Annotated in this window: 15 protein-coding genes; 14 read left to right on the top strand and 1 reads right to left on the bottom strand. The window is 28.1% G+C overall.

Annotated elements, in window-relative coordinates; all coding sequences use genetic code 11:
- Window positions 1-196 precede the first annotated feature (196 nt).
- The 9 genes from J4863_RS04720 to J4863_RS04680 all read left to right on the top strand — a co-directional run bounded on the left by J4863_RS04720 (window position 197) and on the right by J4863_RS04680 (window position 12531).
- A complete protein-coding gene (locus tag J4863_RS04720; protein WP_249111468.1) occupies window positions 197-1108 on the top strand; it encodes an Abi family protein in 912 nt (303 codons plus the stop codon).
- 231 nt (window positions 1109-1339) lie between these two features.
- Complete coding sequence (locus J4863_RS04715) at window positions 1340-2539, top strand: acetyl-CoA carboxylase biotin carboxylase subunit family protein (protein WP_211617609.1); 1200 nt, start codon at window positions 1340-1342, stop codon at window positions 2537-2539.
- Window positions 2540-2560: 21 nt separating this feature from the next.
- A complete protein-coding gene (locus J4863_RS04710; RefSeq protein WP_211617607.1) occupies window positions 2561-3301 on the top strand; it encodes an esterase family protein in 741 nt (246 codons plus the stop codon).
- 165 nt (window positions 3302-3466) lie between these two features.
- On the top strand, window positions 3467-5194 hold the full coding sequence (locus tag J4863_RS04705; RefSeq protein WP_211617606.1) for an ABC transporter ATP-binding protein: 1728 nt from the start codon (window positions 3467-3469) through the stop codon (window positions 5192-5194).
- Window positions 5194-7080 (top strand): ABC transporter ATP-binding protein, encoded by a 1887-nt coding sequence (locus tag J4863_RS04700; protein ID WP_211617604.1) that lies wholly within the window; start codon window positions 5194-5196, stop codon window positions 7078-7080. Before J4863_RS04705 ends, J4863_RS04700 begins: the two co-directional genes overlap by 1 nt.
- 192 nt (window positions 7081-7272) lie before the next feature.
- A complete protein-coding gene (locus tag J4863_RS04695) occupies window positions 7273-8733 on the top strand; it encodes a sucrose-6-phosphate hydrolase (protein ID WP_211617603.1) in 1461 nt (486 codons plus the stop codon).
- A gap of 3 nt (window positions 8734-8736) precedes the next feature.
- Window positions 8737-10065 (top strand): 16S rRNA (cytosine(967)-C(5))-methyltransferase RsmB, encoded by a 1329-nt coding sequence (gene rsmB / locus J4863_RS04690; protein ID WP_211617601.1) that lies wholly within the window; start codon window positions 8737-8739, stop codon window positions 10063-10065.
- A gap of 21 nt (window positions 10066-10086) precedes the next feature.
- A complete protein-coding gene (locus J4863_RS04685; RefSeq protein ID WP_211617600.1) occupies window positions 10087-11847 on the top strand; it encodes an NUDIX domain-containing protein in 1761 nt (586 codons plus the stop codon).
- Window positions 11848-11907: 60 nt separating this feature from the next.
- Window positions 11908-12531 (top strand): peptidylprolyl isomerase, encoded by a 624-nt coding sequence (locus tag J4863_RS04680; RefSeq protein WP_249111467.1) that lies wholly within the window; start codon window positions 11908-11910, stop codon window positions 12529-12531.
- Window positions 12532-12606: 75 nt separating this feature from the next.
- Here the strand turns inward: J4863_RS04680 and J4863_RS04675 are convergent, their stop codons facing one another.
- On the bottom strand, window positions 12607-13278 hold the full coding sequence (locus tag J4863_RS04675) for a DUF1269 domain-containing protein (RefSeq protein ID WP_211617598.1): 672 nt from the start codon (window positions 13276-13278) through the stop codon (window positions 12607-12609).
- 213 nt (window positions 13279-13491) lie between these two features.
- Between J4863_RS04675 and J4863_RS04670 the strand changes: the two genes are divergently transcribed.
- The 5 genes from J4863_RS04670 to J4863_RS04650 all read left to right on the top strand — a co-directional run bounded on the left by J4863_RS04670 (window position 13492) and on the right by J4863_RS04650 (window position 21954).
- Window positions 13492-14376: a fructose bisphosphate aldolase gene (locus J4863_RS04670; protein WP_178938149.1), complete on the top strand. Its 885-nt coding sequence runs from the start codon at window positions 13492-13494 to the stop codon at window positions 14374-14376.
- Window positions 14377-14566: 190 nt separating this feature from the next.
- Complete coding sequence (locus tag J4863_RS04665) at window positions 14567-15766, top strand: argininosuccinate synthase (protein ID WP_211617597.1); 1200 nt, start codon at window positions 14567-14569, stop codon at window positions 15764-15766.
- A gap of 350 nt (window positions 15767-16116) precedes the next feature.
- Window positions 16117-17913, top strand: a complete 1797-nt coding sequence (gene lepA / locus J4863_RS04660; RefSeq protein ID WP_211617595.1) for a translation elongation factor 4 — start codon at window positions 16117-16119, stop codon at window positions 17911-17913.
- Window positions 17914-17943: 30 nt separating this feature from the next.
- A complete protein-coding gene (locus J4863_RS04655) occupies window positions 17944-18573 on the top strand; it encodes a 3'-5' exonuclease (RefSeq protein ID WP_211617594.1) in 630 nt (209 codons plus the stop codon).
- 66 nt (window positions 18574-18639) lie between these two features.
- On the top strand, window positions 18640-21954 hold the full coding sequence (locus tag J4863_RS04650; RefSeq protein ID WP_249111466.1) for a DUF3427 domain-containing protein: 3315 nt from the start codon (window positions 18640-18642) through the stop codon (window positions 21952-21954).
- The last annotated feature ends 29 nt before the right edge of the window (window positions 21955-21983 follow it).

Here is a 21983-nt window from a genome sequence, read left to right as displayed (position 1 = left end):
ATTATATCATAACTAAAAAAATGTCAATAAAAATCTTAATAAAAAAAGAAGGTAAAATATCTAGAAATAAAAAATTCCCAATTGACATTCTCAAAAAAATAATATAAAATAAAATATATCAAACCCCCTGCAGTATTTTAAATAATACAAGGTTAGTATGCCTACGCAGGGCTTTTTTATAGGAGAAATTATTATAATGACGAAACATAAATTTTTGACATGCAAAGAACAAGTAATGGTTTTTAAAAATAGAGGAATGATTATCGAGGATGACAAAGATGCAGAGAGAATATTGAATTTTATAAATTACTATAAATTGAAGGAATGTTCGTTGCCTTTTTTAAAAGATGGGAAATATGTTCAAGGAATTACTTTTAATCAAGTTTTAAATAGATTTTATGAGAATAAAAATTTGAGATTATATTTATTAAGGTTAACTGAAAAAATTGAACTGTCTTTAAAAACAAAATTTTCTCATTTGATGGGAAAAAAGTTAGGAGAATATGGGTATCTTGATTTTTTTGAATGGGTTGACAAAGTAGAATGTAATAAAAAAGAACGAATTTTTAGAGAAAAAGATTTAAGAAAAAGAATAGAGAGAAATTTAGAAAGAAGTAATAACAAGCTGCTAGATGTTTACAAGAAGAATGATGATAAAATAATTAATATACCTATATGGCTTGTAATAGATATTTTAACATTTGGAGAAGTTTTAAATCTTTACAAAATATTATACAAAAAATATCAAAATCAAATAGCTAAAGATCATAATTTAAAAAGAGAAGTGTACTTGTCTTGGTTGGAAACTATTAATCTGATTAGAAATTTGTCGGCTCATAATTCAAATATTACCGATATGAAATTTACAACAAAACCAAAAATATTAGAAGAATTTAAAAGTAAATTGTATGTTGTTAAAGGTAAAGTATCTGATAGGATAGCAATAGCAATTTTAATATTGGAATATTTAGTTTATATAATTAATCCAAAATATACAGGTGGAGCTATTAGGAAAACTTTGAAAAAAATATGCCATAATAGGACGGATAAAGAGGCCCAAAAGTTAGGTTTTAAGGATTTTGAAACTGTTGAAAGCTTGAAAATATAAAATGATAAATAGGTTGGGATTATTGAATTTTGAGAATTCATATCATGGATAAATCGAAAGTAGAATTTATAAATACAAAATTTATATAAATCATAAAATAAAAGCATAAAAAATTTTTTGAAAAATTTGTATTATAATCGACTTGTAAAATATATATTTTTTATGATATAATAAAACGTAATTAATTTAATTAAAATCATTTATTAAATAAATAAGGAGATGAATAGAAAAATGAATTTTGTTTATATTTCACCACAATTTCCAAAAACAAACTGGGAATTTTGTGATAGATTGAAAAAGAATGGGGTAAATGTTTTAGGGATTGCAGATATTGAGTATGATCAATTGGATGAAAAATTGAAAAATGCTTTGACAGAATATTATAAAGTTTCGTCGTTGGAAAATTATGATGATGTTTTGAAAGCAATTGGTTTCTTTACTCATAAATATGGGAAAATTGATTGGATCGAATCGAATAACGAATATTGGTTAGCTAATGATGCGAGACTTCGTACAGACTTTAACGTTGTAACTGGTATAAAAAGCGATAAAATCAAAAATATTAAAGAAAAATCAAAAATGAAAAAATTCTATAAAAAAGCAGAAATTCCTACTGCAGCATATTCTTTAGTAACAACTTTAGCAAAAGCTAAAAAATTTATAAAAGAAGTTGGATATCCTGTAATTACTAAACCAGATAACGGTGTTGGTGCAAGTGATACTCATAAAATCCAAAATGAAGAAGAATTAAAAGCATTTTTTGAAACAAAAAATAAAGATATCAAATATATTATGGAACAATTTGTTGATGGAGACTTGGTTTCATATGATGCGATAATTAATTCAAAAGGAGAACCTGTTTTTGAAACTGGAATTTTTGAACCTACAATAATGGATATTGTAAATGAAGGATTGGATGTTTTCTATTATGTTGAAAAAGAAATGCCTGAAAAATTATTGGAAGCAGGAAGAAAAACTGTAAAAGCATTTGGTGTTAAGAGTAGATTTATACATTTAGAATTCTTTAAATTAAAAAATGATGTAGAAGGATTAGGTAAAAAAGGAGATTATATCGGACTTGAAACAAATATGAGACCTGCTGGAGGATATACACCAGATATGTATAATTACGCAAATAATACAGATGTTTATCAAATTTGGGCTGATATGGTAGCTTTTGATGAAATTAGAAATGCAAACTTGAATGATGATTTAGAAAAAAATTATTGTATTTATGTAAGCAGAAGAGATAATCATAATTATGTTCATAGTCATGATGAAATTAAACAAAAATACGGACAAAGTATTGTAATGGATGAAAGAATGCCAGATATTTTCTCTAGAGCAATGGGAAATTACATGTACACAGCTATTTTCAAAACTGAAGAAGAAATGGAAGAATTTAAGAAAATGGTTCATGAAAAAAGATAAAAATTATTGAAAGGAAAATTTATGCAAATAGAGCACAGAAGAGAGTACAGTCACTTTTTTAATAGAGATATGGAATACAAAAGATATGGTCATGCAGGGAAACCCGTGTTAGTATTTCCATCACAAGATGGTGATTTCAATCAATATGAAGAATTTGGAATGATTGATGTTTTGTCAGATTATATCGAACAAGGAAGATTGCAATTATTTTGTGTGGGAAGTGTTGACTTGGAAAGTTGGTCATCTAATGGAGATCCTAGACATAGAATTGAAATGCAAGAAAGATGGTTCAATTACATTTCAAATGAGTTAGTTCCTAGAATACAAGATATTTCTTGGAGAAGTGATATTTTGGTAACAGGTTGTAGTATGGGAGGAGCTCATGCTGGAATTTTATTCTTCCGTAGACCAGATTTATTTGATTCAATAATTTCGTTAAGTGGAGCATTTGATGCGAGAATGTTCTTTGGAGATTATATGGATGACTTGGTTTACAATAATTCAGTTGTAGACTTCTTAAAAAATATACCTTGGAATCATTATTATTTAGATGAATATAGAAAAAAAGATATTATTATTTGTATTGGTCAAGGAGCTTGGGAAGGAGAATTATTGCCAAGTAATAGAGAATTAGAAAGAATTCTTTATGAAAAACAAATTCCAGCTTGGGTAGATTACTGGGGATACGATGTAGCACATGATTGGCCTTGGTGGAGAATCCAAATTAGATACTTTATGGATATTCTTTTGAATGCTCATTAAAAAAGTTTGATACATTTTCAATGAGATTTATAGTTTACAAAAAAATATTTTAAATGAAATTAATGAGGCCCTTTTTGGGCTTCTTATTTATTTATGAAAATTTAGGAGAAGAATATTTATATTAAATATTATTAATTAAAAAAATAAAAAGAAAGGGACCAAAAAATGTTAAAAAAATTATTTTCTTATATCGGTGAATATAAAAAAAGTACAATAATTTCACCGATATTTATTATTATAGAAGTAATCTTTGAAATGTTAATACCAACGTTAATGGCAGTTATAATTGATAAAGGTTTGAATAAAAATGATATGAATTTAACTGTAGAAGTTGGAATTGCAACGATTGTAGTTACTTTATTATCTTTGACAGTGGGAGTTTTGGCTGGGAAATATGCTTCTCATGCTTCGGCTGGATTTGCTAGAAATCTTAGAAGAGCAATGTTTTCTAAGATACAATCGTTTTCATTTACAAATATTGATAAATTTTCGACAGCTGGATTGATTACAAGATTTACAACAGATATAAATATTATTCAAAATTCATTTCAATTGGTTATTAGAGGACTTGTTAGAGCGCCGATAATGCTAATTGTAGCGACTGTAATGTCATTTTTGATAAATCCTAGATTAGCAATGATATTTATTGTAGCAATTATATTTTTAGGAGGTACACTAACAGCTTTAATTTCAAAAGTGTATCCAATTTTTTCAAGTGCAACAAAAAAATATGACACAATAAATTCAGATTTGCAAGAAAATATCAATGGAGTTCGTGTTGTAAAAGCATATGTTAGAGAAGATTATGAAATTTCTAAATTCAAAAAATCAACTTTAGATTTAAGAGATACATTTTTAAAAGCAGAAAAAATAATAATTTTTATTTCGCCAGTAATGCAGTTGACAGTATTTTCATGTATTTTGTTACTTTCATGGTTTGGAGCTAAAATGATTGTTGTAAACGAGTTAACAACTGGAGAATTGACAAGTTTGTTTGCTTATACGATTAATATTTTAATGAGTTTGCTAATGCTTTCAATGATGTTGGTAAATATTATTTGGTCAAGAGCTTCTGGTGAAAGAATAGCGATGGTTTTATCAGAAGAGCCAAGTATAAGAAATCCAGAAAATCCGATAAAAGTTGTAAAATCTGGAGATATTAAATTTAAAAATGTTAATTTTAGTTATAGTAATAATCCTGACGTGTTGAATTTGACGGATATTAATTTGGATGTAAAGTCTGGAGAAACTTTGGGAATTATTGGAGGGACAGGAAGTGCAAAATCGGCTTTGGTTCAGCTTATTCCTAGATTGTATGATGTTTTAAATGGAGAAATTTTGGTTGGAGGAGTAAATGTAAAAGATTATGACATTAAAACTCTTCGTGACAATGTGGCAATGGTTTTACAGAAAAATGTACTTTTCTCTGGAACAATTAAAGAAAATCTTCGTTGGAGGAATAAAAATGCAACTGATGAGGAAATTGAAAAAGCATGTAAAATTGCTCAAGCAGATGAATTTATTCAAAAATTCCCTGATAAATACGATACAATGATTGAACGTGGCGGAACAAATGTTTCTGGTGGACAAAGACAAAGATTATGTATCGCAAGAGCATTATTGAAAAAGCCGAAAATATTAATATTAGACGATTCGACAAGTGCTGTTGATACAAAAACAGATAGATTGATAAGAGATGCCTTTAACAAAGAGTTACCAGAAATTACGAAAATTATTATTGGTCAAAGGGTTTCTTCTGTAAAAGATTCTGATAAAATAATTGTATTAGATGATGGAGTTATCACAGGAATTGGAACTCACAGCGAATTATTGAAAACAAATAAAATTTATCGTGAAGTTTATGAATCTCAAACAGAAGGGAGTGATAAATAATGGCAAAACCAACAAATGTTTCGATTAAAAAAAATCAAATAAAAGTGTTATTCAGACTTTTAGGATATATGTTTAAAAATTACAAATTTAGAATGACTGCTGTTATAGTTTTCATATTTTTGAGTTCATTCTTTATGGTCGTTGGGACAATGTTTACGAAACAACTGATGGATGGATTTATTGTTCCCAATATAAATAAACCTCATGTGGATTTTGCACCACTTGCAGCAATAATTGGAAAAATGATAATCGTTTATGTTTTTTCGATTATTTCTACATATTTATATGGAATTTTTATGGTAATTATAGCACAAGGAACGTTGAAAAAATTGAGAGATGAAGTATTTGAACATATGGAAAGTCTTCCAATTAAATTTTTTGATACTAATGCTCACGGAGACATAATGAGTGTGTATTCGAGTGATATTGATACATTAAGAGCAATGATGGTGGAAAGCCTTTCACAAATGATTTCGTCAGTTGTAACAATTGTGAGTGTTTTAATTTCGATGTTTATTTTAAATATACCGTTAACATTAATCGTTGTTTTAATGATAATTATTATGATTACAACAATAAAAATAATTTCTACAAAAAGTTCGAGAAATTATAAGGCACAGCAAAAAAATATTGGGAAAGTTAACGGTTATGCAGAAGAAATGATTGAAGGACTAAAGGTTGTAAAAGTTTTCTCATATGAAAATGAAGCTAAAGAAAATTTTGAAAAAATAAATACAGAATTGTTTGAAAGTGCAAATGATGCAATGAAATATGCTAATATTTTAGGGCCTGCTGTTGGAAATTTAGGGAATATGAACTTTGTGTTAACAGCCGTTATTGGTTCGGTATTTGTATTTTATGGGGTTGGTGGATTTACAATTGGAGGATTAGTTTCATTCTTACAATTTATAAAAACTATAAATCAACCAGTTTCTCAAATTGCACAGCAATTAACATCAGTAATTCTAGCATCAGCAGGAGCAGAGAGAGTATTTAAATTGTTAGATGAAGTTCCAGAATTTGATGAAGGATATGTAACTTTAGTAAATGCAAAATTCAATGATGAAAACAAAATTGAAGAAACACCAGAAAGAACAGGTATTTGGGCTTGGAAACATCCTCATAAGGACGGAACTACAACATATGAGCAATTATTAGGAGACGTTGTTTTTGAAAATGTTGATTTTGGTTATACGAAAGAAAAACAAATATTACACGATATCACATTGTTTGCAAAACCTGGTCAAAAAATAGCTTTCGTAGGAGCAACTGGTGCTGGGAAAACGACAATTACAAATTTGATTAATAGATTTTATGATATTAATTCAGGGAAAATAAGATATGATAACATTAATATTGAGAAGATTCACAAACCTGATTTAAGAAGATCTTTGGGAATTGTACTACAAGATACACATTTATTTTCAGGAACTGTTGCTGATAATATCCGTTTTGGAAAATTAGATGCAACTGAAAAAGAAGTGATTGATGCGGCTAAATTAGCTAATGCACATCATTTTATAAAACATTTACCAAAAGGATACGATACTTATTTAAGTGGTGACGGTTCAAGTCTTTCTCAAGGACAAAAACAGTTACTTGCAATTGCCAGAGCTGCTATTGCTGATCCACCAGTATTAATTTTAGATGAAGCAACTTCAAGTATTGATACAAGAACAGAAAAAATTGTTCAAGAAGGAATGGATAAATTAATGCATGGAAGAACAGTATTCGTAATTGCTCACAGACTTTCTACAATCAAAAATTCAGATGTTATAATGGTTTTAGATCAAGGAAGAATTATTGAAAGAGGAAATCACGAAGAATTGTTAAAAGAAAAAGGAACTTATTATCAACTTTATACAGGTGGATTTGAAAATCAGTAAAATTAAAAAAAATAAAAGTTAATAAGAATTAAATAAATATGATGGAGAAGACTAGATTATTCTAGTCTTTTTTACTTATAAAATAAAAAACAGTTGGTTGTGGTATTCATTTCTTTAAAAAAATATGGTATCATATAAACGAATATGTAAATAAAAAATTAAGATATAAAATTTAAGAATGCGAGGGTACCTATGGATTTTAAAGATATGAAAATAAATGAAGAAAAGGCTGTTTTGGAAAATAAAGAGAGAGTGGCTAAAGATTTTTGGAGACAAAAATATCATGTTCAAGGAATTGTTGGATTGATAAATGACCCAAATGGATTTACACAATTTAAAGGTAAATATCATATGTTTTATCAATGGAATCCGTTAGGAGTGGATCATAAAAATAAAACTTGGGGACACAGTGTGAGTGATGATTTGTTGCATTGGGAAAGATGTGAGACAGCATTAAGACCTGATACTTGGTATTCAAAAAATGGTGTTTATTCTGGAAGTGGAATTGTGATTGATGGGGAATTATACTTGTTTTATACCGGGAATGTAAAAGATGACGAAGGAAACAGAGAATCTTATCAATGTTTAGCAGTATCAGAAGATGGAGAGCATTTTGAAAGATGGGAACCAAGTATTGTAAATCAGCCAGATGGATACACTAGAGATATTAGAGATCCAAAAATTTGGGAAAAAGACGGAAAATATTATGCAGTTCTTGGGATTCAGAGTGAAAAATTAGAAGGAAAAGTTGTTCTTTATTCTTCTGAAAATATTAAAGATTGGAAATTTAAAGGAGAAATTGCAGGAGCAAATCACGGTAAATTAAAGGATTTTGGATTTATGTGGGAATGTCCTGACTATTTTCAATTGAAAGATGAAAAAACTGGAGAAATTGTAGATTTATTAGTAGTGTCGCCACAAGGATTAGAGCCAGAAGGAGATTTATATCAAAATAAATATCAAACTGGATATTTTTTTGGTAAATTAGATTATGCAAAACCAGAATTTGAAATTACTTCAGATTTTGTAGAAATTGATAGAGGACATGATTTTTATGCGCCACAATCTATGGAAGATGATAAAGGTAGAAGACTTATCGTAGGTTGGATGGGAGTTCCAGAAGAAGAAGATTTCCCTATGACAAAAAATGGTTGGATTCATAGCTTGACATTGCCGAGAGAACTGAAAGTTATTGATGGAAAACTTTATCAATTGCCGATTAAGGAAATGGAAACAATTAGAGGAGAAAAAATTGAATTTTCTTCAAAAGTTAAAGGTACTGAAAAAGTTGGAACTGGAACAACATATGAATTAAATGCAAAATTCAAAAATATTACAGGAAATGTTGGATTGAAATTGAGAGTTGGAAAAGAAAGTGAAACAATTTTAAAATTGGATTATGCTGATAAGAAATTTGTGTTAGACAGAACCAAAGGGGAACAAGTTGATAAAAGCTTGAGAAAAGTGGCACTTGATAATGTTAATGAATTGGAATTAACTGTTTTTGTAGACAATTCTAGTATTGAAGTATTTATAAATGGTGGAAAAGAAGTATTTTCTTCAAAAATTTTACCTAAATTTGGTGCAGATGGAATTGAAGTATTTGCTGATAATGAAACAGATGTTGAAATTGTAAAATGGGAATGGAAATAGAAAATGAAAAAAATCAAAGGAAATGAAAAAACTGTAAAAAATAATATGAAGTACGATTTAGTCAATTTGTTGGATGAAATTTTAGCTGAAGGAAAGTATAGTAATATTCAATTAAATCACTATTTTAGTACGAGAAATTATACAAGAAAAGAAAGAATGTTTGTTACAAATGTGATAAATATTGTATTAAAAAATTTGATATACATTGATTATTTGCTTGAAAAAACGACTAGAAATATCCAAAAACGAAAAATTAAACAGTTATTAAGAATATCAGTTGCACAATTGTTTTTTATGGAATCAGATAATGCAGGAGTTCTGTTTGAAGCGGGAGAAATTGCGAAAAAAATTAATAGCCATCAAGTTGGATTTGTGAATGCTGTTTTGCAAAATGTTTTGAAAAATAAGGAAGAAATTGATGTACAAATTCCTGAAGATAAAAAGGATGGGATTTTAAATTCATATCCGCAATGGTTTGTTAATAAATTGAAAATTGATTATCCTGAAAATTATTTGGATATAATGAAGTCATATAAAACGAGAAGTTATTTGTCTGTTCGATACAGTCCAAAAAAATTGACAAAAGAAAAATTTGAAGAAATTTTAGAAAAAATTGGAACGGAAATTTTATTTTCTGTTGATGAAGTTTACTATTTGTCAAATGCTAATATTTTTGAGACAGAGGAGTATTTAAAAGGTGACATCGTTATTCAGGATGCATCTTCATATTTAGCAGTGAAAAATCTTGAAATTACGGAAAATGAAACTGTTTTAGACGCTTGTAGTGCACCAGGTGGTAAATCTTTAGCAATCTTGCAAACTTTTAATCCAAAATTATTAGTTGCAACAGATATTCATGAGCATAAAATTAAGATTTTGAATAAATTAAAAAGAAAATATGAATTTGATAACTTAGAAATTGTATTAAATGATGCAACTCAAATAGAAAATTTGAATAAACAATTTGATAAAATATTGTTAGATGTTCCGTGTAGTGGACTGGGAGTTTTACGTAAAAAGCCTGAAAAAATTTACAATTTGACAGTAAATGATATTAGAAAATTGAAAAAAATACAAAAGAAAATATTTGATAGTGCTTACAAGGCGTTAAAATCGAATGGTACTATAATATATAGCACTTGCACATTTTCTAAAAACGAAAATACTAATAACTTAGAGTATTTTTTAGAAAAATACAATGATTTAGAAGTAGAAAAAGTTAAAATTCCAAATAATGTGAAAACCATAGAAGATGAGTTTGGTGGAGTGTATATTTCTTATGAAAATGAGTATTTAGACGGATTCTATATCGCTAAATTGCGAAAAAAATAAAACTAAAGAAAGGATATCGGTATGCAATTTAAATTAAACGAGGATGTGAAATACATTTTAGAACAATTGAATAAATATGGAACTGGATTTCTTGTTGGAGGAGCTATTAGAGATATGCTCATTGGCATAGAACCAGATGATTATGATTTTGCAACCGATATACCTTATAACGATTTAAAGAGAATTTTTTTGAATTGTGATCCTAAGGAAGTTGAACCGCATTTTGGTGTTTTAATGATAACACTTAATGGAAAAGAATATGAAATTGCGAAATATCGTAAAGAAATAGGAATCTTAAATAGCCGTTACCCCAAAACTGTAAAATTTATTCAAAATATTGAAGATGATCTAGCGAGAAGAGACTTTACAGTGAATGCAATGGCTTACAATGATGAAAAGGGATTAATTGATTTATTCGATGGTCAAAATGATGCGAGAAAGAAAATAATTCGATTTGTAGGAAAAGCAAAATTACGTATTGAAGAAGATGCATTGAGGATAATGCGTGCATTTCGATTTATTTCAAAGTTTGGTTTTTCGCTTGATAGGAAAATTGCTGAAGCTATTTTTGATAAGAGAAAATTTTTGAATAAGATATCGAAAGAACGGATTTTTGATGAAATTAGTAAAATTTTGTTAGGGCCTTATTCTTCAAAAGCGTTGAATGAAATGAAAAAATTAAAAATATTGGAGCATATAATTCCTGAATTCAAGTATACTTACACTCTTGATCATCCAAAAGCTGAAGAGAGTGTTTTTAAGCATACACTGAAAACGATAGAATTGTGTGATGTTGATTTGATAACACGGTTAGCTGCAATGTTTCATGAACTTGGTAAGATAAGTACAATGGTAATTGATGCAGATGGGAACAGGTCATTTTACAATTATGAAAAAGAGAGTGCATTAATTGCTGAGGAAAAATTGCGTTATCTAAAGGTGTCTAATGAATTGATATTTTCTGTGAAAAAGATAATATTGAATCATTCGTTAATATACAATGATATTCCAGATAAGGCTTTAAAAAAATTGATTATTGATTTAGATACTAGAAATTTTAAGAGACTTTTGAACTTATTGGAAGCTGATATGAATTCGAAAAGGAAATTTGATAAAGGAGAAACCGAAGAGCTATTAAAAAAATTTATTCATCGAATAGAAGAGATTAAAAAGCAAGGAGAAATACCAAATATTAGAGATTTGGATATTACTGGAATTGACTTAATTAATTTGAAATTTAATTCAGTAGATATTAGTAAAATTAAAAATAAGATTTATGATTTGGTTTTGGAAAATACTTTGGAAAACAAAAAGGAAGAAATTGTTAAGTATTTATTGAAAAAGTATAAATTGGCAGATAAATTGGAATATGAGAAATCGTGTGGAGCTTTAATTTATAATCCTGAAAATAAGGAATTTTTGATTGTGAAAATGCACAATGGAAATTGGGGATTTGCGAAAGGGCATACTGAACATGGGGAAAATGAAAAGCAGACGGCGATTAGAGAAGTGAAGGAAGAAACAGGACTTGATATAGAGATAATTTCTGATTTTAAGGCAGAAATAACTTATGTACCTCATGAGAACACCTTGAAAAAAGTGAGTTTCTTTTTAGGATATACAAATGGAGAGAATCTTAAAATTGATGATTCTGAAATAGAAGATTATAGTTGGCTAAATTATGAAAATACCTTAAAATTATTAACTTATCGGTTACAAAAAGAGGTATTGGAAAAAGCTAAAAAATTTATAAATTTACAAAATTCTGATTTTAAAAAATAGATTTTTGACAGAATTTGTAGTATAATTAATAAAAATAAATTGAAAGGAAGAAGAAAAATTATGAAGAAATTAATGACAGTTTTTATGTCACTTTTACTATTGTTTGCTGTTCAAGCATCAGTTTTTGGAAAACAAACTAAAAAAGTTAAGATCAAACCTATAACAGTAAAGACAGAAATAAATGCAAAAATTACAACTGATAAAGGTGAAATTAATTTAAAATTATTTCCAGATAAAGCTCCTGTCACAGTTGCAAACTTTGTGAATTTAGCACAACATGGATTTTATGACGGATTAAAATTCCATAGAGTTATTGATAATTTTATGGCACAAGGTGGAGATCCAACTGGAACTGGTATGGGAGGCCCTGGTTATAAGTTCGAAGATGAAGTAAACAACGGATTAAACTTTTCATCAGCAGGTAAATTAGCTATGGCAAATGCTGGGCCTGGAACAAATGGAAGTCAATTTTTCATCACAACAGTTCCAACAGAATGGTTAAACGATAAACACACAATTTTTGGAGAAGTAGCTTCAAAAGAAGATTTCGAAAATGTAAAAAAACTTTCTAATAACGATGTTATGAGAAAAGTTGAAATTTCTGGTACTGGAATCAAAGAATTTTTAGCAAAATACAATTCGAGAATTTCTGAATGGGATAAAGCTTTAGGATACAAGAAGTAATAGAAAAAAATCACAGTCTTAAATGATTGTGATTTTTTATTTAAGTATAAATCTATCAAAATAAAATAAAGTTGACTATTTTTTTAATCTTTGTCTTAATTTAGCAACTTCCAATTTAAGTCTTTTATCAGCTTCTTCAAATTTATCTTTTAAATCTGAAAGAACATCATCCACTCTATTTTTAAATTTGTCTGTTTCTTCGTTTGCTTTCTTTTTAAATTCATCATAAGCAGCTGTTTTGTATAATTCCTTTTCATATTCTTTAGCAACTTCAATTTCTTTTTGAACAGTATTTGCATCTTTTCTTAAAATAACTTCTTCATCATATTTTTTTAAATAGTTATCAAGTTCAGAATTTGCTTCTTCAGTTGCAAGTAAAACCAATCCAAAGTTATTATCTGTCAAATATTTAGTAGTATCAGATAAAATTCCAGATTTTACTTGATCTGAAGAATTTCCTCTATTACCGCCAATCAATGCTCCTAATGATCCGCCCAATAAAATTCCTAAAGGCCCTCCAATAACTCCAACAAAAGCCCCTAATAATCCACCAGAAAGAAATCCTATGTTACCATCTGAAGAAACTTTAAATCCTTCTTTGAAAACTACTTTTCCATTTTCTTTTTTAACTACTGCTGCTTCAGTAATCACATAATTTTTACCAATAAAATTACTTTTAATATTATTTAAAACTTCATATGCACTAAGTTGATTTTTAAATACCGCCAATAAAACATTATTTTCCATAATTTATTCCTCCTAATTTCTTCATATTTGTTATTATACGCCTGTAAACTTTGTAAAATTCTATAACTAAATTAATATTTAAATAGTAAAAAAATAAAAGTATTATTAAAATTTTTACACTTGACATTTTAAAAAAAAGTGCTATGATAAAAATATAAATAATAGATTTTGAAAATCGAATTATTTTATTATAAAATTAGGAGGAAGATTAAGATGAAAGAAAGATTAGAAAGAATGAGAAACGGAAAGGGATTTATTGCAGCATTGGATCAAAGTGGTGGAAGTACTCCGAAAGCCTTAAAATTGTATGGAATTGATGAAAGTGAATATTCTAATGATACAGAAATGTTTGACTTGATTCATAAAATGAGAACTAGAATTATAAAAAGTCCTGCCTTTAATGATAAGGAAATTGTAGGAGCTATTTTATTTGAACAAACTATGGATAGAAAAATTGATGATAAATATACAGCTGACTTTTTGTGGGAAGAAAAAGGAGTTTTACCTTTCTTAAAAGTTGATAAAGGACTAGAAGAATTGGAAGACGGAGTTCAAGTTATGAAACCTATTCCTGGATTGGATGATCTTTTGAAAAGAGCAAACGAAAGACATATTTTCGGAACAAAAATGCGTTCTGTTATTAAAAAAGCATCTCAAACAGGAATTGCAAAAGTTGTAGATCAACAATTTGAAGTTGCAGATAAAATTATTGCAGCTGGACTTGTTCCAATTATTGAACCAGAAGTAGATATTCACAATGTTGATAAAGCAGAATGCGAAACTATTTTGAAAAATGAAATAAAAAAACATCTTGATAAATTGCCTGAAACTTCAAATGTTATGTTAAAAGTTACACTTCCAACAGTTGAAAACTTTTATGAAGATTTGACAAAACATCCAAGAGTTGTAAGAGTTGTCGCATTATCAGGAGGTTATCCAAGAAAAGAAGCAAACGAAATTCTTGCTAAAAATAAAGGAGTTATCGCAAGTTTTTCAAGAGCATTAACTGAAGGATTGTCAGCACAACAAAGTGATGATGAATTTAACAAAGATTTGGCTGAAGCTATTAAAGAAATTTATGAAGCTTCTGTAAAATAATTTTTTTAAATAGTGCTAAATAATAAAAAGTAAGTATTTATGAAAAAGTCACAGTCTTAATTTGATTGTGATTTTTTTTATAAAGATTTCTAAAATTGCGGTGTAATAAATTTAAAAATATCAAGTTGACAATATCCTTCAAATATGATAAGTTATGATATAACAATTTTATAACAGGAGGACTGAAAATATGAAAGATAAAGTAGTATTAGCGTATTCAGGTGGATTAGATACATCGATAATTATACCTTGGTTAAAAGAAAATTATGATTTAGAGGTAATAGCTTGTTGCGTAGATGTAGGGCAAGATGAAGATATGGAAGCTGTAAAAGTAAAAGCAATTGAATCTGGAGCAACTAAAGTTTATGTGGAAGATAAAAAAGAAGAATTTGTAAAAAATTATGCTTTTAGAGCATTAAGAGCTGGAGCAGTTTATGAAAACAAATATTTATTAGGAACTTCATTTGCAAGACCAATTATTTCAAAAGCATTGGTTGAAGTTGCTCATAAAGAAGGAGCTAAATATATTTGTCACGGATGTACTGGAAAAGGAAACGACCAAGTAAGATTTGAAACTGGAATTTTCTCTATTGATCCAACAATACAAATAATTGCACCTTGGAGAATTTGGGATATTAGTTCAAGAGAAGATGCGATTGACTATGCACAAAGATTTGACATTAAAGTAAATGTTACAAAAGAAAAAATTTATTCAAGAGATCAAAATTTATGGCACATTTCTCATGAAGGTGGAGATATTGAAGGATTGGAAAATGAACATAAAGAGGATATCGTTTATGTTATGACTACACCTCCTGAAAAAGCACCTGATAAACCAACTTATGTAGACATTACTTTTGAAGAAGGATGGCCAGTAAAAGTTGATGGTGAAGTATTGGAACCTGTTGATTTATTGAGAAAATTAAATAAAATTGCTGGAGAAAATGGTATTGGGGTAATTGATATCGTAGAAAATAGATTAGTTGGAATGAAATCTAGAGGAGTTTACGAAACACCAGGTGGAACATTGTTAATGGAAGCATTAAAAGATTTGGAAACATTGATTTTAGATAAAGATACATTTGAATTCAAAAAATTAGTTTCAAGAAAATATGCTGATATTACATATGCTGGACAATGGTTTACACCATTAAGAGAAGGATTGGATGCATTTGTTGATGAAACTTCTAAAAATGTTACAGGAACAATTAGATTGAAATTGTATAAAGGTAGCATTAAGATTGCTGGAAGATTTACTGATTTTGCTTTATACGATGAAGGAATTTCTTCATTTGGATCTAGTGAATTGTACAGTCATAAAGATGCGGAAGGATTTATTAAATTGTTCTCATTGCCTAATAGAATTAGAGCTTATAAGAAACATAAATAATTAGGATAGATTATAGTGTGAATAAAAGTACTGAAAAACTGGATAATTTTAGGGTTGGAAGGTTTGTAAGTACTTTTTTTATTTTAGAATAATTGTAATGAAAAGAATTGAGATTTGTCTTTTGAGAAAATCTACTTGTATATTTTAATAAATTATTATATAATAAAAAGCAATATATACTTGAATCTATCTAATAAAATCATATGAATAAAATGAGATTTATTTTTATGATAAGATTTAAGAATCGTTTAGAAATTAGTCAAAATTTTTAAAGTTAAATTTAAAGTGATATGGCTATTAATATTAGATAATTAGTAAGAAATTTAGTAAATTTGGAGGAAAAAGATAGTATGTTAGATCAAAAAAATAAAAGGAATTTTTCGATAATTGCGCATATTGATCATGGAAAATCTACTATTGCGGATAGGTTACTGGAAATGACTGGGACTGTTACGCAAAGAGAAATGGTAGATCAGTTGCTTGATAGTATGGATTTAGAAAGAGAAAAAGGAATTACAATTAAGGCTCAAGCTGTTACTTTGAATTATAAAGCGAAAGATGGAGAAACTTATGAATTAAATTTAATTGATACTCCAGGACACGTTGACTTTATTTATGAGGTTTCTAGATCTCTTGCTGCTTGTGATGGGGCCTTGCTTGTTGTTGATGCGGCTCAAGGAATTGAAGCACAAACGTTGGCGAATGTTTATTTGGCGTTGGAAAACGATTTGGAAATATTGCCTGTAATAAATAAGATTGATTTACCTTCGGCTGATCCAGATAAGGTTAAATTAGAGATTGAAGATGTTATCGGGTTACCAGCTGATGATGCGGTTCTTGTTTCTGGAAAAACTGGATTTGGAATTGAGGATTTGCTAGAGGCGATTATTAAATTTATTCCAGCACCTAAAGGGAAAGTAGATAATCCTTTAAAAGCATTAATTTTTGATTCGCATTATGATGACTTTAGAGGGGTTATTACGTATATTAGAATTATAGAAGGTAAAATTTCTAAAGGAGATAAAATTAAAATAATGTCTACTGATAAGGAATTTGATGTATTGGAAGTTGGAGTTTTCTCACCTAAAATGAAAGAAGTGAAGGAATTATCAGCTGGTTCAGTTGGATATATTATTACTGGTATTAAATCAATTAAAGATACACAAGTTGGAGATACAATTACTCATGTAAAAAATCCTACAAGTACGGCACTTGAGGGATATCGTCCAGCATTAAGTATGGTTTTTGCTGGAGTTTATCCAGTTTCTACTGATGATTATGAAGATTTGAGAGAAGCGTTGGAAAAATTGCAATTAAATGATGCGTCGTTATCTTATGCACCTGAAACATCACTTGCATTGGGATTTGGATTTAGATGTGGATTTTTAGGACTTTTGCATATGGAAATAGTTGTAGAGAGACTACGTCGTGAATTTAATATTGATTTGATCTCAACAGCACCGTCAGTTCAATATCACGTGACGCCTGAGCAAGGAGAAATGACAGTAATTGATAATCCAGCAGAATTTCCAGAAGGTAAAAAATATATTGAGGAACCATATGTAAAAGGGACGATTATTGTTCCAAAAGATTTTGTTGGTAATGTTATGGAACTCTGTCAAGAAAAGAGAGGTACGTTTATAAACATGAATTATCTTGATGATACTCGTACAATGATTAGTTATGATTTGCCTCTTGCAGAAATTGTAATTGATTTTTATGATAAATTGAAATCACGTACGAAAGGGTATGCTTCATTTGAATATGAAATGATTGGTTATAAAGAATCGGACTTGGTAAAAGTGGATATTTTAGTTAGTGGAAATCCTGTAGATGCTTTTTCTTTTATTGCTCATAAGGATAATGCTTATTATAGAGGAAGAGCCATTGTTGAGAAATTGAAAGAGGTTATTCCTAGACAACAATTTGAAATACCGTTACAAGCTGCACTTGGTACGAAAATTATTGCGAGAGAGACAATTAAAGCTCTTAGAAAAAATGTGCTTGCTAAATGTTATGGTGGAGATATTACACGTAAGAAAAAATTATTAGAAAAACAAAAAGAAGGTAAAAAACGTATGAAAGCAATAGGAAATGTTGAAATTCCTCAAGAAGCATTCTTATCAGTTTTAAAATTAAATGACTAATTTTTGTGGGAAAGAGATAAAAAAGTGAATATGAACAAAATAGATAGAAATATAATATTTTTTGATGTTGAAACGAATGGGTTTCAAGGAAGTTCAGTCTTGTCAATGTCTGCGATAAAGGTTAATTATAATTCTGAGAAATCAGAAATAGAAAAAGAACGTTGGACAAAATTAGAAGAATTTAATAGATTTTATTTTAGAAACGACGGAGAAGAACTGAATGAAGGTGCTATTAATGTAAATGGTCTAACAGATGATGTTATCCTTAGCGAGAGAAAAAATATAATTCAAAGTACTGGTATTGAATATCCTTTAACTTTTAAGGAAGATATGGATAACTTTTTTATGTTTTGTCAGGATACAAATCATTTTGTAGCACATAATATTAAATTTGATAGAAGTTTTATAGATTTTCCACTACGAAATCAATTTGATACAATGCTTTCAAATATCGACATTGTTAAAGTTGAAGGTTCTTCTTGTGGAAATTATAAATGGCCAAAACTTATGGAATGTGCTAATTTTTATAAGATACCATTTGAGGAAAGCCAATTACATGGAAGTTATTATGATGTTTTAATAATGTTTAGAATATTTTTTAAGATGATGAAGAATCAGACTGCAAATAGTAGAATTTGGGATTTTTTAGTAAAAGAATAATCATTTTTGTAAATTTATGTTGTTTTGAGTTTAAGTTAAGTGACAAAAAAGAAATTGGAGTGGGAAGTGAAAAGAAATATTTTAATGAGAAAATCGGTTAATATAGGTAACACGAGTTATTTGGAAAATGAAGATGAAAAAGAAACTAATAATAGAACTTTAGAAATATCAGAATATAAAGAAAATTTAGAATTTGAGGTTTTAGAAAGTTTTTCAGAGAAAATTAAAGGTTTTATAGAATCAAGTGACTATCAAAAGGTTATTGAATTTACTGAAAAACAGCTTTATTTTCTGAATTTAATTTCTGATTCTTCCCATTTTTCTAATTTTGATTATGATGTTAATTATGATAAAAATGATAAAAAAATTGATGATATGGATTTTCATTTCGAACTGCCATTAAAAAGACAAAATAATGAAATAATTGGAAATATTAATGAATTTATTACTAATGAAAAGTTGCAATTTCGTAATTTTTTTACATATTTGAAACAAGAATTGTTAAGTTGTAAGAAATTTTATTTTATTGTGAGTTTTATAAGGTATTCCGGGATTCAGCTTTTAATTAGTGTTCTGGATGAGCTTGAAGAAAAGGGAGTTTGTGGTGAGATTATAACTTCTGTTTATTTGAATATCACGGATTCTAAGGCTCTGAAAAAGCTTTTGGAGTATAAGAATATTAAAGTTAAGATTTATAATAATTCAAGTGAAAGTTTTCATACGAAAGCATATTTTTTTGAAAAAGAGAAATATCACAGCGTGATAATTGGGTCGTCGAATATTAGTCAAAGTGCTTTGTATTCTGCAGAGGAATGGAATGTGAAACTAACGAATAGTAGTTTTTTTGATATTTTTGGAAAATCGTTAAAGCAGTTTGAGACTTTATGGAAAAGTAATGAAGCGATTGAATTGACTGAAGATTTTGTGAGAGAGTATGAAAACTACAAGAGTAACATTTCTATTCAAGGAACATTTGATTATAGAAACTCGAAGGAAAAGAAAAATCATTTTGAGCCTAACAGTATGCAGAAAAAAGCATTGGAAAAGTTGATGACTACTAGAAAAAAAGGTAATAAAAAGGGCCTTGTAATTGCTGCTACTGGTACTGGGAAAACTTTTCTAGCAGCAATGGATATTAAAAATTTTTATAATAATAAATCAAATGTTGAAAATGAAATTGAAAAACTGTTCAATAATCACAAAACAAATAAAGAAAATATCAAAAATGGAAAAATTCTATTTATTGCACATCGAGAAGAACTTCTAGAAAATGCAATGAACGTTTTTTCAAAGATTTTGAATATTCATAAACAAAATTTGGGGAGAATTTTTGCAGGAAAGAAGGAATTTGATAAAAAAATGGTGTTTGCAACAATTCAATCATTACGAAATTGCTACGAAGAATTTGAAAGAGAGCATTTTGATTATGTTGTTGTTGATGAATTTCATCATTCGAGTTCGGATAGCTATGTTAAAGTATTGGAGCATTTTGAGCCACAATTTTTACTTGGTTTGACTGCAACGCCAAAAAGAATGGATGGGAAAGACATTCTAGAATTATGTGATTACAATGTAGTAGAAGAAATTAATATTAAAGAGGCTCTTGAAGAAGATTTGATAGTTCCTTTTCATTATTTTGGAATAAATGATTATTTAGTTGATTATAGTAAAATTCCGTATAGAAATGGAAAATATGATGAGGAAAAATTATTAGAAAATTTAATGTTAAATAGACGAACAGACTATATTGTTGAAAAAATTAAAAAATTTGGGTTTGATGGTGATAAATTGAGCGGTGTTGCGTTTTGTCAGAATATTGAACATGCTTTTTTTATGAAAGAAGAATTTAAGAAAAAAGGCTACAAAGCTGATACAATAACAGCTCAAACTAATTCTAATAAAAGAACAGAAATTTTAGAAAAATTCAAAAACAAGGAAATAGAAATTTTATGTGTAGTTGATATTTTAAATGAAGGAATTGATATACCAACGATAAATTTATTATTGTTTTTACGTCCGACAATGTCATCAACAATTTTTATTCAGCAAATTGGTAGAGGTCTTAGAAAGGCTAAAAATAAAGACTTTGTGACAATTATTGATTTTATTGGAAATCACAAAAAAGATTATTTATTAATAAATTATTTTTCGAGTGAAGTTGATAATAAAGATACTTTATTCACAAAAAAAGAAAAAATTATAAATGAAATTAAAAATCAATTTTCAAATATTCCAAAATCTTGTTATGTAGAGTTAGATAGAATTTGCCAAAATCGTATTATTGAAAAAATAGAAAAAATTAATTTTAGTTCAAAAAATATTTTAAAGGAAATGTATTTAGATTATAAAGCTGAAATTGGGAAATCTGAAGATGAGTTTTTACAAGTGAGAGATTTTGATACTCATATTGAGTTATTTCAGGAATTATGCTTAAAAATGCATTCATTTTATAACGCTCAATTACAATTTGAAGATTCTAAAGTTTTTAAAAAGGAAAATGAGAAAAATCCATTAAATAAAACTGAAATTGGATTTTTAGAATATTTAGAAAAGAAATTAACACTTGTTGAGCCGTTTACCTTTTTAATTATTGATTATTTGGCAACTGGAAAAGAATATATTAATAACAATGATTTATTAAACAAATATAAGGAGTTTTTTGATATCAAAGGAAATTTTGAAAAAAATTACCTTTTGAATAGGATATTTGAGGAATTGACGGAAGATGAGATTTTAGAAAAAACGCTTTATGGCTATAAATTTTCTAAAAAATATGAAAAATTATTTTCAAATGGAAAATTAAATGAAAAAAGTACTATAAAATCTAACCAAAAAGTAAATAAATCAAATTTTATAAATCGATTGAAACAATTAATTTATCTAGGTTTGAATGAATTTAAAAGAAATGATTTAGATGAATTTAACGAAAATATTCTCATTTCGTATAAAGAATATAAGCGAGTGGAATTACAAATATTACTTGATTCTAAGGTGCCAAAAGGTAGCTGGAGAGCCGGTTATGCAAATACTGATAAAGATATTTGCTTATTTGCGACAATTGATAAAACGCACATTTTTCAAGAGAATTTAAAGTATGACAATTCATTATTTGCAGATGATATTATTCAGTGGATAAGTCAACCAAAAACTTCTCATAATTCAAGCGTTGGACAAATGTTTATTCATCATAAAGAAAAAGGCTTCAAAGTTCATATTTTTATACGAAAATATGCTTTTATGAATGGAAATAAGACTAATCCTTTTATTTATCTAGGAAATGCACAATATTACAGCAGTCAAGGCGATAAACCAATGAAAATATTATGGGAATTGGATAAAAAGATTCCGCAAAAGTTGATTTATGAATTGTATAATTTTTAAAATATAATTTAAAAAGTTTGATAGATTAA

Origin of the sequence: Leptotrichia sp. oral taxon 221 (genome assembly GCF_018128245.1) — a bacterium.
GTDB lineage: Bacteria > Fusobacteriota > Fusobacteriia > Fusobacteriales > Leptotrichiaceae > JABCPH02.
Note: the sequence above shows the minus strand (reverse complement) of the source record. Positions and strands in the feature narration are given on the sequence as shown.

Coding starts and splice junctions, on each gene's coding strand:
- J4863_RS04720 (WP_249111468.1), top strand. CDS start 197: ATGACGAAACATAAATTTTTGACATGCAAAGAACAAGTAATGGTTTTT.
- J4863_RS04715 (WP_211617609.1), top strand. CDS start 1,340: ATGAATTTTGTTTATATTTCACCACAATTTCCAAAAACAAACTGGGAA.
- J4863_RS04710 (WP_211617607.1), top strand. CDS start 2,561: ATGCAAATAGAGCACAGAAGAGAGTACAGTCACTTTTTTAATAGAGAT.
- J4863_RS04705 (WP_211617606.1), top strand. CDS start 3,467: ATGTTAAAAAAATTATTTTCTTATATCGGTGAATATAAAAAAAGTACA.
- J4863_RS04700 (WP_211617604.1), top strand. CDS start 5,194: ATGGCAAAACCAACAAATGTTTCGATTAAAAAAAATCAAATAAAAGTG.
- J4863_RS04695 (WP_211617603.1), top strand. CDS start 7,273: ATGGATTTTAAAGATATGAAAATAAATGAAGAAAAGGCTGTTTTGGAA.
- rsmB (WP_211617601.1), top strand. CDS start 8,737: ATGAAAAAAATCAAAGGAAATGAAAAAACTGTAAAAAATAATATGAAG.
- J4863_RS04685 (WP_211617600.1), top strand. CDS start 10,087: ATGCAATTTAAATTAAACGAGGATGTGAAATACATTTTAGAACAATTG.
- J4863_RS04680 (WP_249111467.1), top strand. CDS start 11,908: ATGAAGAAATTAATGACAGTTTTTATGTCACTTTTACTATTGTTTGCT.
- J4863_RS04675 (WP_211617598.1), bottom strand. CDS start 13,278: ATGGAAAATAATGTTTTATTGGCGGTATTTAAAAATCAACTTAGTGCA.
- J4863_RS04670 (WP_178938149.1), top strand. CDS start 13,492: ATGAAAGAAAGATTAGAAAGAATGAGAAACGGAAAGGGATTTATTGCA.
- J4863_RS04665 (WP_211617597.1), top strand. CDS start 14,567: ATGAAAGATAAAGTAGTATTAGCGTATTCAGGTGGATTAGATACATCG.
- lepA (WP_211617595.1), top strand. CDS start 16,117: ATGTTAGATCAAAAAAATAAAAGGAATTTTTCGATAATTGCGCATATT.
- J4863_RS04655 (WP_211617594.1), top strand. CDS start 17,944: ATGAACAAAATAGATAGAAATATAATATTTTTTGATGTTGAAACGAAT.